Consider the following 12,694-nt stretch of genomic DNA (forward strand, 5'->3'; position numbering starts at 1 on the left):
ATCGGCACCTTCAGTCGCTGATCCTGCGTACGGCGAACGCGGCCGAGGCGGCAGCGACGAGCGTGATCGCGACGCCGATCAGATAGACGACCGCGACCGCGTCGGCCGCGGACGACGCGCTCGTTCCGGCCGATTCGAAGAACACCGACCCGAGGCCCGCGATCCCGACCACGGTTCCCAGCTGCACACTGGTGGCGAGAATGCCGCTGGCGTCGGCGGCGAGGGTCACCGGCACGGCGGCCAGTGCCCGTGTCATCAAGGGGCTGAAGGCAAGCCCGTTACCGAGGCCGAACAGCGCGAACGCGATCGACGCCGCGAATCCGACTCCCGCACCGTCGCCCAGCAACCACGCCAGCCAGCCCAGCGAGGCCGCGCTCACCACCAGCCCGAACAGAATCATCCTCGCGTGCAGGCGTGCCGGGACCCGATGCCAGGACAGGCCGACCACCGCGAACGTGGCACCCATCGGCAAGAACTGCATGCCCGCCCGCAGTGCGCTGTAACCGAGGTCGCTCTGCATGTGAATGGCGCTCACGAACAGCCATCCACCGAAGGTCCCCATCACCAGGAGCAGGGTCGCCGCCGTCGCGAGCAGACCGGGCGCGCCGAGGGCCCGCGGCGCGAACAGCGGATCTCGGCCACGCCCGGCGACCGACCGCTCGACCAGCACGAACACGACCAGCCCCAGCGCGCTCGCCCCGAGGCACAGCCACGACCACAACGGAAATCCGAGCTCTCGCCCGAGCACCAGCGGCACGACCGACAACAGCACGGTGGCCGTCAGCGCCGCCAAACCTATCCCGTCGACCGTCCGATCCGTACGCGCGGCGGTCACCGGGAGCACCCTCGGCGCGAGCACCAGCAGGGCGAGCCCGATCGGCACATTCACCAGGAACACCCCGCGCCAGCCAGTGCCGCCCAGGTTCGCGTCGACGATCAACCCTCCCAGAATCTGGCCCGCCAGCAGGCCACCGGAGACGATCGCCGCATAGATGCTGAGCGCTCTGGCCCGTGCCGCTCCGGTGAACGTGCGCTGGATCAGCGTCATCACCTGGGGCGCCATCGCGGCAGCACCGATGCCCTGAGCGAATCGGAATACGATGAGCGACTGCTCGTTCCACGCCGACCCGCAGGCGAGTGAGGCCAGGGTGAACACCACCAGACCCGCGATGAAGGTGCGCCGCTGAGTGAACCGATCACCAAGGCGCGCACCACCGATCAGCAACACCGCGTAGGCGATCACGTAGCCGGCGACGATCAATTGCAGCGCGGCCCCGCCGGTATCGAGGTCCGAGCGAATGGACGGAATGGCGACATTGACGATAGAGCCGTCGAGCACCGCCATGAACTGGCCGGTGAGGATCACGACGAGCACGGGGATCGAACGCCTGCCCGTCACCGAATCGGGCGCCGGGACCGGTTTGAGCATCTGGATCATGCTCTGATCGTGGGACCGGCAGGCACTAAAGGAATAGGAGCCCACCGATACGGGTACTCCGGGTACCCGGCTCCGCGTCCTGGCCGGGTACGCGTCGGAATAGCCTGTCTGCCAACGCAACCGATGCCTTAGGCTGAAATCGTCCGCTCGGCTCCGATGCTCGAAAGGCGCTCCCGATGTCGCATTCTTCTGCCGCCTACCCCAGCGCAGTCCCGGTCGGGGTCGACACCACCCGTGCGAGTATCGCGCGTGTCTACGACGCCGCGCTCAACGGCAAAGACAACTACGACGTGGATCGCCAAGTGCTGGAACAGGTTCGCACCGTCGCCCCTCAGGTCAACGATCTGGCCTGGGCCAACCGTGATTTCCTCATCCGTGCCTGCCGGTTCCTGGCCAGGGCGGGCATCGACCAGTTCCTCGATCTCGGATCGGGTCTGCCTACCGCGGAGAACACCCACCAGGTGGTCCAGCGGGTCAACCCCGGGTCCAAGGTCGTCTACGTCGACAACGACCCCTCGGTTCTCGTGCACGCGCAGGCATTATTGGCGAGCAACAGCCGCACCCGCATCGCCGAAGCCGACATCTTCCGGCCCCTGGAAGTTCTCGGTAACGCCACGGTGCGCCGCGAACTCGACTTCACCCGACCGCTGGCCCTGTTCCACATCGGCACGCTGCACCACTACCTGGGCGAGGACGGCCCCGCCCTGATGCAGACCTACATCGACGCACTGCCCTCGGGTTCGTTCGTGGCGATCGCCCACTTCCACGACCCGGAGACCGCCGAGTACAGCGAGCTCGCCAAGAAGATGGAAGAGAAGTTCATCCACAGCCCGATGGGCAGTGGGCGCTTCCGCACCCGCGACGAAATCCAGGCGATGTTCGGCACTCTCGAGATGGTCGAACCCGGCCTCGTCCGCTGCGACGACTGGTGGTCCGACGGCCCCCACCTCACCCCGCTCTCCGACGTCCGCAACTGCATCGTCGCCGGCGTCGGCCGCAAACCCTAGACGTCGGCGCGATCCGGGCCGGGTCGGCGCAGGGCTGACATCGGACAGCCGCGGCGCGCCCTATGCTGTCGGGCGTGGCACGCACCGAAGGAACTCGAGCGCCCGGCCGCCCGGCCGGGGCCAGCCGTGACGCTGTGCTCGACGCGGCCGTCGAGGCCTTCCTGGCCGGCAAGCGGGTCGACGCGAATGCCATTGCCGCCCAACTCGGTCTCGGCCGCACCAGTATCTACCGGTGGTTCGGGTCCAGGGACGGACTGGTCGGCGCGGCGCTGGCGCGCCAGCTCGAGCGGATGGTCGCCTACGCCGAACGGCGCAGCACCGCCACCGGCGGTGAACGGCTCGTCGAGATTCTCGACAACGCCATTCACTGGCTGGTCGAGGACGGTTCGCTGCGCACCTACTTCGATCAGGAATCCACGGCGGCGTTGCGCGTGATCACCCGCAGCGACGGGGTGGTGCACCCGGCGGCGGTCTCGATCGTCGAGGGTCTGCTCGAACGTGCCGAGCAGCAGGGATATCGTCCGCCCATCGACCGCGCCACTCTCGCGTATGCCCTGGTCCGGCTGTGGGAGGCGTTTCTGTACAACGACGCCGTGGCGGGTTTCCAAGGTGATGTGGAGCGGCTCAGCCGCGTCCAGGTCGCCCTGCTGCGGGCCTAGGTGTAGCTGCTCGTCTCCCGCACGCCCGCGCAGTACCACCCGGCGATGGCGTCCAGCGCCGACCGCCGCGGTATCGGTTGCCGTGCGCGGTGCCATTCCTCCGCCGCCGCCAGAGTGGCCCCGATGAGGCCGTAGGCGAGCAGCCGGGTCCGATGCCGACCGATGTCGTCGGGATGAAGATGAGCGGCCAGGGTGGCGACGAATTCGGCCAGGGCCGTGGCGATGCGGGCCTCGACGGTGTGGTCGCCGAGAGCGCCGGAATTGAAAACCAGCGTCGGGGTGGAATGCGGGCCGGACTCGACGAGGTCGAACAGAACCTCCACGGTGCGCCACACCCGGTCGAAGTCGGAGCTCGCCGCGTCGCGGACCTCGCTCAGCCGGTCGGTGAGCTCGGCCAGGTATTCCGCGATCATCGCGAGATAGAGCTCGCTCTTGGTCGAGAAGTACCGGTAGAGAACGGGTTTGGTGACATCGGCGACCGCGCTCACGGTGTCCATCGTGGTGCCGTGATAGCCGTGCGCGGTGAAGCTCGTCCGCGCGGCCGTGACGAGTCGACCGCGCTGGGTGCTGTGACGGGTGCCGGATCGGGCCGTCGCGAAGGAAGTGCTCATGTGCCGGATCTCAGCCTCCATTTGATACACAAGGAACTCTATGTAACATACTGGACCATGCAACTGGCCTTCACCGAGGACGAGCTCGCCTTCCGCGACGAGCTGCGTGCCTTCTTCGACCGCGAGATCCCCGCAGACATCCGTCGGCGCAACCGGGACATGCACGAGCTGAGCAAGAACGACTACGTCTGCACCCAGCGCATCCTCAACAGCGCCGGACTGGCCGTGCCGAACTGGCCGGTCGAATGGGGCGGGCGGGACTGGTCGGCGGTGCAGCACCACATCTGGCATCACGAAATGCAGCTCGCCTCGGTGCCGGAGCCGCTCACCTTCAACGCCAACATGATCGGCCCGGTCCTCGCCGAGTTCGGCTCGCCCGAGCTCAAGCAGCGATTCCTGCCCGCGACGGCGAATCTCGACATCTGGTGGTGCCAGGGCTTCTCCGAGCCCGACGCCGGATCCGACCTGGCCTCGCTGCGCACCGTCGCGGTGCGCGACGGCGACGACTACGTGGTCAACGGGCAGAAGACCTGGACCACCGCCGCCCAGAGCGCGGACTGGATGTTCTGCCTGGTCCGCACCGACCCCACCGCGCCGAAGAAGCAGGCGGGCATCTCGATGCTGCTGTTCGCCATGGACACCCCCGGGGTGACGGTGCGGCCGATCGAGCTGATCGACGGTGGCTTCGAGGTCAACGAGGTGTTCCTGGAGAACGTGCGCGTCCCGGCCGATCAGCTGGTCGGCCAGGAGAACCAGGGCTGGACCTACGCGAAATTCCTGCTCGGCAACGAACGCACCGGCATCGCCGCGGTCGGGCAGACCAAGGTTCGCCTGGAGTTGGCGAAGGAATACGCCGCCCAGACCAGGCTCGGCGCCGGCTCGCTCCTCGACGACGCCGCCTTCGCTGCCCGGATCGCCGACCTCGACAACGAGCTGCTGGCACTGGAGCTGGTGCAGCTGAGGGTCGCGGCGAGTTCGCGCGGCGGCGCCCCGAACCCCGTGTCCTCGATTCTCAAACTGCGAGGCACCGAACTGCAGCAGGCCGTCACCGAACTGCTCGTCGACATCGCGGGCCCCGCCGCCGTGGCCCGGGTGGGCGAGACCGACGACTGGGCGCGCCGCACCATCGCCGGATACCTCAACTACCGCAAGACCTCCATCTACGGAGGATCGAACGAAGTGCAGCGCACCATCATCGCCTCGACCATCCTCGGACTGTGAGTAATCGCCATGGATTTCACCCTCACCACTGAACAGACCATGCTGCGCGACACCGTGCGCAGCGTGCTCACCCGTCACTACACCCCCGAGCGCCGCGCGGAGGTGATCGCCGATGATCCCGGCTGGGATCCGAAGGTGTGGGCGGCCTTCGCCGAGATCGGTCTGCTCGGGCTCACCGTGTCGGCCGAGGACGGCGGCATCGGCGGCGGCCCCATCGAAACCATGCTCGCCCTGGAGGAACTGGGCCGAACGCTGGCGCCGGAACCGGTCTTCGACTGTGCCCTGCTGCCCGCGCTCATCATCGGCCGGGCAGGCACCCCGGACCAGCGCGCGGCCCTGCTGCCCGGCATCGTCGACGGCGAGCAGCTGTTCGCCTTCGCCCAGGCCGAGCCCGGCCTGCGTTGGCCGTACACGCAGGTGGAAACCCTGGCGCTGGAACACGGAAACCAGTGGACGCTGACCGGTCGCAAAAGTCCGGTGTCGTATGGGGATCGGGCCGACCGGCTGATCGTCTCGGCCGTGGTGCCCACCGGCGAGACCGCACTGTTTTTGGTCGATGCCCGTGACGCGGCGGTCGTGCGCACCGCCTACCGCACCTACGACGGGCACCGCGGCGCCGATATCGAATTGCGTGGCGCGCCCGCCGAACTGCTCGGCACCAGCCTCGACGCCGGTGCGGTCATCGACGAAGCCGTGATCACCACCCAAGCCGCACTGGGTGCCGAAGCCGTGGGCGCGATGGCCGAGGCGCTGCGCCTCACCACCGAATATCTGAAGACCCGCAAGCAATTCGGTGTCGCGCTGCGTACCTTCCAGACCCTCACCCACCGAGCCGCGGACATGTACGTCTCGCTGGAGTTGGCCCGCAGCATGAGCCTGTACGCGGCGATGTCGCTGGCGGACGGGGTAGTCGACCCGACGGTGGCCTCCCGCGCGAAGCGGCGGATCGACCTCTCCGGCAAACATATCGGCCAACAGGCGATCCAGCTGCACGGCGGCATCGGCATGACCGCCGAATATCCGGTCGGCCACTACACCGCGCGGCTCACCACCATCGAGCACACCCTCGGCGACACCAACGATCACCTGCGTTACCTGTCGAGCCTGCTGGGTGAGCATCAGAAGGCGGCGATCTGATGCGCATCCGTGGCGCCGTCCTCGACCACCCCGACCGGCCGCGGCCCTTCGCGTCGTCGCGCCCGATCGGGGTCTACGACCTCGAACTCGACGAACCGGGCCCGACCGAGGTGCTGGTCCGCATCGAAGCAGCCGGTGTGTGCCACTCCGACCTCAGCGTGGTCGATGGCAATCGGTTGCGGCCGCTACCCATGCTGCTCGGTCACGAAGCGGCGGGCATCGTGGTGACACTCGGCGAGCAGGTCGACGATCTCGCCGTCGGCGACCGGGTGGTCATGTCGTTTCTGCCGCGCTGCGAGCGCTGTGCGGCGTGCGCCCGCGGCGGGGCGCTGCCCTGCACCGAAGGAACCCGAGCCAACACCGCCGGTGAACTCCTGCACCACCCCGGCAGGCTGACCCGGGCCGGACAGCCGGTGCGCCATCACCTCGGCGTCTCCGGATTCGCGACGCACGCCGTGATCGACCAGGCTTCGGTCGTCGCGGTCGGCCCTGATGTGCCGCCGGAGGTGGCGGCACTGTTGGGGTGCGCCGTGCTCACCGGCGGTGGCGCCGTCCTCAATGTCGCCGACCCGTCGCCCGACGACGACCTGATGGTGGTCGGGCTCGGTGGCGTGGGAATGGCCGCGCTGCTCACCGCGACCGCGATCGGCGTGCGACGCATCGTGGCGGTCGACCGCCTGCCCGCCAAGCTCGAGGCCGCCCGCGACCTCGGCGCCACCGAAACCTACACACCCGAACAGGTTGCGGCGCAAGGAATTCGAGCGCGCTACGTAATCGAATGCGCCGGTCACCCGGCCGCGTTCGAAACCGCCTTTCTGGCCACCGCCGCCGGTGGAACCACTGTCACCGTCGGCCTGCCCGCCCCGTCGGCCACCGTGACACTGTCACCGCTGATGTTCACCGCCGAGGCCCGCACCGTGGTCGGAAGCTACCTCGGCTCGGCCGTACCGGCCCGCGACATCCCTCGCTACGAGCAGATGTGGCGGGCAGGACGGCTGCCGGTCGAGAAACTGATCTCCGCCCGCATCGGACTCGACGACCTCAACGAGGCGATGGATCAGCTCGCCGACGGTGCGGCGGTGCGCCAGGTGATCGTCTTCGACCCGGAAAGGCACACACGATGACATCCACTCTTTCCGACCTCCCGGTCGCCCAGTTCCTCGGCGGCGACTGGGTGGACAGCACGGCGACGATGCCCGTGTACAACCCGGCCACCGGCGCGCAGATCGCGACCGTCGCCGACGGCGACGACGTGACAGCCCTGGCCGCGTTGGACGCCGCGGCCGCCGCGCAGCAGCAGTGGGCGGCCACCGACGCGCGCCACCGCAGCGACATTCTGCTGCGCGCGTTTCACCTGCTCCATGCCGACGCCGAGCGGATCGCGCGCACGATCACCCTGGAAATGGGCAAGCCGCTCGCCGAGGCACGCGGCGAAGTCGCCTACGGCGCCGAGTTTCTGCGCTGGTTCGCCGAGGAGACCACCCGCGGCAGCGGAGCCTACTTCCCGGCGCCGAGCGGCGGCCGCCGCATCGCTGTCCGGAAACAGCCGGTCGGCCCGGTCTATGCGATCACGCCGTGGAATTTCCCGCTGGCCATGGTCACCCGCAAGGCGGCCCCCGCGCTCGCCGCGGGCTGCACCGTCGTACTCAAGCCCGCGCCCCAGACCCCGCTCACCGCACTGGAATTCATGCGGATCCTGGTGGAAGCAGGACTGCCACCGGGAGTGGTCAACTGTGTGACGACCTCGCGCGCGCCGCTGGTGTCGGCGCCGATCCTGGCCGACCGGCGGCTACGCAAGATCACCTTCACCGGCTCCACCGCCGTCGGCCGCACCCTGCTCGGGCAAGCCGCGCAGGGAGTCCTACGGACCTCGATGGAGCTCGGCGGCAATGCCCCCTTCGTCGTGCTGGAATCCGCCGATCTGGACAAGGCCGTCGACGGCGCGGTGCTCGCCAAACTGCGCAACGCCGGGCAGACCTGCGTGGCCGCCGACCGCTTCCTGGTTCACCGATCGCTGGCAGCGGAGTTCACCGAACGATTCCGCACCGCCGTTGCCGCGCTGCCGGTGGGCGATGGCCTCGATGAATCCACCCGCATCGGACCCGTGATCGACGACGCGGCGGTGCAGCGGATCACCACGCTCATCGAGGAGGCGGTCAGCCAGGGCGCACATCTGCACACCGTCGGCGCCGAGATCGACCGATCAGGTCACTTCCTCCGACCCGCGGTCCTGACCGACGTCGACCCCCGGACCCGCCTGTGGAATTCGGAGGTTTTCGGCCCCGTCACCGCGATCCGCACCTTCACCGACCCGGCAGAGGCGCTGCACCTGGCCAACGACACCGACTCCGGCTTGGCCGGTTACGTGTTCGGCGAAAACCTCGGTGACACCCTCGATTTCGCCGAAGCACTCCAGACCGGCATGGTCGGCGTCAACACCGGCGCGATCTCCGACCCGGCCGCCCCCTTCGGCGGGATGAAGTCCTCCGGGCTCGGCAGAGAAGGCGGCAGCACCGGACTGGAGGAATACCAGGAGGTCCAGTACCTGGCCATCGCCCGCTGACAACCCACGCCGACGCCGATCCGGCGCTTACGCCAAGCACTTCGACGACCCGACGTGGCAGGGCTCGGTCAACGGATTGTGTACCGACAGCCCGGCGTTCGCGGCGCTGTGGGCGAGCAACGATATGGCGGTGCCGATCAGCTCGATCAAACAGGCCGCCCGGCACCTGTCGGCCTACAGCACTGGGAGTAGTTCGTCGCCGTAGACGCTGAGGCAGCGTAGCGCGAGCTCGATGTGCACCCGTCGGCTCTCGATCGTATGACCCAGGCGGCGCTCCGCCTGTCGGAGTCGATACCGGACGGTGTTGCCGTGTACTCCGAGCAGGCTCGCGGTCATCTCGATATTGCCGCCGGCGCACAGGAATTCGAGCACCGTGTCGCGAAGGCGGGCGGTCGGCTCGCTCCGATCGGCGAGTTGGCCGAGTTCGCGCTCGATGAGCGCGCGCACCGATTCGATATCTCCGTCGCCGGTGAGCATGCAGACCAGGTCGACGTCCCGGTAGGCGGTGACCGCGCTCGCGTTGTGCGCGCTGGTCGCGATCCGCTGTGCGGCAACGGCTTCCAGGTGGCTGCGCCGAAAGCCTTCCAGGCCGGAACGCGGGGTACCGACCGCGAGATGGATGTGTGCGATCGGCGGCACCGGTACATCGGCGATATTCGGGACGTGTGAGGTTGCCATCCAGGCCCACAAGCCGTGGACGCCACTGCTGATCAGAAGCGGCGGTGGTGTCCCGAGGGTGTAGGCGATGTGGGACGCGTGCTCACGAAGCAGACCGGTCGCGTGTCGAGCAGGCACCTTGCGGTCGGTCCAGAGAATGAGCGCGACATGGGAGTCGTCCATCGGGTATCCGAGATAGTCGGGCGAGTCGGCTGACGGCGCCGACTCCCCGCGCAGAATGGCCTGAACGATCTCGGTGCGCTGGGCATCGAAGTTGCGGGTGTGGTGCTCACGCTCGTCCATGTACGCGGCGACGATGCCGTCGAGGCAGGTATCGAGCCACTGTGTGCTGTGTTCCCAGAAGATGACCAGGACGGCCCCGCGCAACTCGGGATCGGGGATCTGCTGGTGGAGTACCTGGGTGATGTATCGCCATAACCCCCGCTGCGCGGCTCGGTAGGTCTTGAGCAGCATGTCCACGCCGTAGCCGCGCCGGGCCACGGTCCGCGCGCCATCGACGGCCTCGGTGGGTGGGCGCGCCTCGAACTGCGTACGCCCGATCACCGCGAGGAAGCCCAACCAGTGGGCTCTGGTGGCTGCCCGGACTTCCCGATGGACCTCGACATCGGCGAGGTAGTGCGGGAACGTCTCCTGGATCGCGGCGTCGACAGCGGACAGGACCAGTTCGGACTCGGACTCCGACCGCATCCGCAGCGCGAAAGCGGCGAGCCACTCGACCGCTGATGCCTTGTCCGCCACCGTGGTTGGCGTCAACTCGCCACCGTGGCGTTCCGTGCGTGGGATCGCCGTCTTCACCGCACGGTCAGGTGATAGTCGGGCCGGGCGGGCTGCGCGGGGCGCCCGGATGTGGTGTCGGAGGGAGCGGATACCAGCATAGTGGCACCTTAGCGCAACCGGACTGTTGTGTCCGGATATCTTCCGGTCCGGGATGTACGACGGTGGGGATTGTGGGAGCGTACGAATCGTGCATTCGCGCTTGGAAAGGCGAACAAATTTCAAATATTCAGTTGGTAGGTCAGGGTGTCGCTGCTACATTCGAATCGGTCAACGCCGGGCGGCTTATGAAATCCGGACAGCGTGGTACCGGATTCCGTCTGGCGTCGGCTCAATTGGCTGATACTCGAAATGCATTAATTCACCATCTGCCAATTCTCGGTATTCGAACAGCCCTTCGGTAGGTAACCGGGGAAGCGGCTCGATGGTCGAGTGGATCAGTTCGCGCTGCCGGGCCCCGGGCTCGCAGCGCCGGCAGTCGCGGCGCCGTTCGGCGCCGGACTGGATCGGCTGATGGGTAACGTTGCCCGGATGAGCTCGCCACGTCGCGCCAACAGGGGACCCGCCGCCGCCGCCGAAAATCGCGTCGCCCTGCTCGTCGCGGCGAAGGCCACGTTCGCCGAGCACGGGCTGGACGCTCCGCTGAACCAGATCGCGCGCACGGCGGGAGTGGGTCAAGGCAGCCTCTACCGGCACTTTCCCACCCGTGAGGCGATCATTCTCGCGGTCTTCGAGGAGAACCTCGGCCAGTTGGAGGCGATGGTCGCCAATGTCGACTCGACTCTGGACGAGCTGCTGGCCGAGATCGTCGACCAGATAGTCGAGGTCGCGGTTCTGTTCGATCTGTTTCGTCTCGCGGACAGCAGTGACCCGCGCCTGGCGGGCATCATCGGTCGGCTGTACGCCTTGTTCGACGAGAAACTTGCCGACGACAGTCGTCGCGGAAGTGTGCGTCGGGGCGTGACCGCCGAGGAGATCTTCCTGGCCGTGGGAATGCTGGGAGCCTTGCTGAACAAGACGCCGGAATCGGAACGAGCGTCGGTGGCGGGTAAATGCTGGGGACTGTTGCAGCGCGCCCTGTGTGACTAGAACTCGCGTACTTGACTAGCGAGACGATTGCGTCAAGAATACGTTCCAGCAACCGGATATCTGTGTCCGGTTGTGGTCGAGCATTCGTGTCGATCCCGCCCTCGGCCTCGTTCGAAATGGCTGCTGGATTTCATCCGGTACCAGGAATCTGATTTCAGGGGAAATTCTTGAAGAATGCACGCTCGATCGCCCCGATGATGTCGGCGATCGCCGCGCTGTCGGTGGCGTTCGCCTCGACAACGGTGTTCGCACCGCCGGTGTATGCGGTATCGGACCCGTTCTACAGCTACCGCGACAGCTTGTCGCTGGCCGACATCGAGCCCGGAACTGTCCTGGACAGCCGGACCACGACCTACCACCTCGTCGGCATCCCCACACCGATCACCGCGGTGCAATTGCTGTACCGGACCACCGACGCCCAATACCGACCCAGTGCCAACGTCACCTCCATCCTGATCCCGCCCGGTGGCGCGGATCCGGCACGGGCGGTCGCCTATCAGTCCTTCTACGACTCGCTCGACCCGGAGCACGGTCCCTCGCGATCGATCGCCGGTGATGTCAGCTTCGGTGGCATGGTGCTGACGTCGGAGGCCACGGTGATCGCCGACATCCTCGCCCGCGGTTACACGGTGATCATCGCCGATACCGAAGGGCAGCAGGCGAACTTCGCGGCGGGCCCCGAGTACGGCATGAACACACTCGACTCGATCCGGGCGGCAGTGCGTTCCGAGGCCACCGGGCTCACGGCGCAGACGCGAATCGGCTTGGTCGGTTACTCCGGCGGCGCGATCGCGACCGACTGGGCCGCGGCGCTGGCGCCGGAATACGCCCCCGAAGTGAACGCGAACCTCGTCGGCGCGACCCAGGGTGGTCTGCTGGTCAATCCCGCGCACAACCTGCGCTATGTCAGTGGCAGCGTCGGCTGGTCGGGTGTGGCCGCCATGGCGATCATCGGTGTCGCCCGCTCCTATGACATCGATTTCTCGACCTATCTGAGCCCTTACGGCGCGCAGGTCGTCGCCGCACTCCGGTCCGCGTCGATCGCCAACGTGCTGTTCCAGTACCCCGGCCTGAGCTGGCAGCAGATGGTCAAGCCCGAGTACCTCGACCCCAATTCCGTTGCGCCCCTTGTAGAAGTCGTCGGCAAGGTCAACCTCGCGAACGCACCGACACCGACCATCCCGCTCTACATCGCCCAGGGTGCCAACGGAGGTCTGGAAGGCACGGATGGGAGCAAGCCGTCGGTCGGCGCCGGTGACGGTGTCATGGTCGCCGGTGATGTCCGCAGCCTGGCCCGTCGGTATTGCGCGGACGGAAACCCTTTCGTCGAGTACCGGCAGTACGACGAGCTCAGCCACATTCCGACATTGGCCGCGTGGAGTGTCGGCGCCGTCTCGTGGATCGATGCCCGCTTCGCGGGTGAGTCCGCCGGGTCGAGCTGCGGGACGATCCCCGAAGGCAACCCGCTGACGTCGGATCTGTGATGTCACAGCTGCCGGTCGCAGGCGACCGGCAGC

The 12,694-nt window shown here is 67.5% G+C and carries 11 protein-coding genes; 8 read left to right on the top strand and 3 right to left on the bottom strand.

Going from position 1 to position 12,694, the window contains the following annotated elements; all coding sequences use genetic code 11:
* Positions 1–10: 10 nt before the first annotated feature.
* Positions 11–1,438 (bottom strand): MFS transporter, encoded by a 1,428-nt coding sequence (locus tag QX204_RS13025; protein ID WP_301906993.1) that lies wholly within the window; start codon positions 1,436–1,438, stop codon positions 11–13.
* 176 nt (positions 1,439–1,614) lie between these two features.
* Here QX204_RS13025 and QX204_RS13030 point away from each other — a divergent pair, with 176 nt between their 5' ends.
* Positions 1,615–2,445 carry an SAM-dependent methyltransferase gene (locus QX204_RS13030; RefSeq protein WP_301906994.1) on the top strand — a complete coding sequence of 277 codons (831 nt, stop codon included), beginning with the start codon at positions 1,615–1,617 and terminating at the stop codon, positions 2,443–2,445.
* 74 nt (positions 2,446–2,519) lie between these two features.
* The gene (locus QX204_RS13035) at positions 2,520–3,104 is read left to right on the top strand and encodes a QsdR family transcriptional regulator (protein ID WP_301906996.1); all 585 of its coding nucleotides are present in this window, start codon (positions 2,520–2,522) and stop codon (positions 3,102–3,104) included.
* On the opposite strand, the gene QX204_RS13040 is transcribed toward QX204_RS13035, so the two are convergent.
* Positions 3,101–3,715, bottom strand: a complete 615-nt coding sequence (locus QX204_RS13040) for a TetR/AcrR family transcriptional regulator (protein WP_301906997.1) — start codon at positions 3,713–3,715, stop codon at positions 3,101–3,103. The genes QX204_RS13035 and QX204_RS13040 overlap by 4 nt on opposite strands.
* Positions 3,716–3,772: 57 nt before the next feature.
* Here QX204_RS13040 and QX204_RS13045 point away from each other — a divergent pair, with 57 nt between their 5' ends.
* The 4 genes from QX204_RS13045 to QX204_RS13060 are packed head-to-tail and all read left to right on the top strand — an operon-like array spanning position 3,773 to position 8,636.
* The gene (locus QX204_RS13045; RefSeq protein ID WP_301906998.1) at positions 3,773–4,936 is read left to right on the top strand and encodes an acyl-CoA dehydrogenase family protein; all 1,164 of its coding nucleotides are present in this window, start codon (positions 3,773–3,775) and stop codon (positions 4,934–4,936) included.
* Between the two features lie 9 nt (positions 4,937–4,945).
* The gene (locus tag QX204_RS13050; RefSeq protein WP_301906999.1) at positions 4,946–6,073 is read left to right on the top strand and encodes an acyl-CoA dehydrogenase family protein; all 1,128 of its coding nucleotides are present in this window, start codon (positions 4,946–4,948) and stop codon (positions 6,071–6,073) included.
* The gene (locus QX204_RS13055; protein WP_301907000.1) at positions 6,073–7,197 is read left to right on the top strand and encodes an alcohol dehydrogenase catalytic domain-containing protein; all 1,125 of its coding nucleotides are present in this window, start codon (positions 6,073–6,075) and stop codon (positions 7,195–7,197) included. Before QX204_RS13050 ends, QX204_RS13055 begins: the two co-directional genes overlap by 1 nt.
* A complete protein-coding gene (locus tag QX204_RS13060; RefSeq protein WP_301907001.1) occupies positions 7,194–8,636 on the top strand; it encodes an NAD-dependent succinate-semialdehyde dehydrogenase in 1,443 nt (480 codons plus the stop codon). The genes QX204_RS13055 and QX204_RS13060 overlap by 4 nt, the downstream gene beginning before the upstream one ends.
* Before the next feature lie 174 nt (positions 8,637–8,810).
* Here the strand turns inward: QX204_RS13060 and QX204_RS13065 are convergent, their stop codons facing one another.
* The gene (locus tag QX204_RS13065) at positions 8,811–10,067 is read right to left on the bottom strand and encodes a PucR family transcriptional regulator (protein ID WP_301907002.1); all 1,257 of its coding nucleotides are present in this window, start codon (positions 10,065–10,067) and stop codon (positions 8,811–8,813) included.
* A gap of 552 nt (positions 10,068–10,619) precedes the next feature.
* Between QX204_RS13065 and QX204_RS13070 the strand changes: the two genes are divergently transcribed.
* Together QX204_RS13070 and QX204_RS13075 are read left to right on the top strand one after the other, a co-directional pair.
* Complete coding sequence (locus QX204_RS13070) at positions 10,620–11,177, top strand: TetR/AcrR family transcriptional regulator (protein ID WP_301907003.1); 558 nt, start codon at positions 10,620–10,622, stop codon at positions 11,175–11,177.
* 167 nt (positions 11,178–11,344) lie between these two features.
* Positions 11,345–12,661, top strand: coding sequence for a lipase family protein (locus QX204_RS13075; RefSeq protein ID WP_301907004.1), 1,317 nt, complete (start codon positions 11,345–11,347; stop codon positions 12,659–12,661).
* Positions 12,662–12,694 lie beyond the last annotated feature (33 nt).

This window comes from Nocardia sp. PE-7 (assembly GCF_030486425.1).
GTDB classification, from domain to species: Bacteria; Actinomycetota; Actinomycetes; order Mycobacteriales; family Mycobacteriaceae; genus Nocardia; species Nocardia salmonicida_A.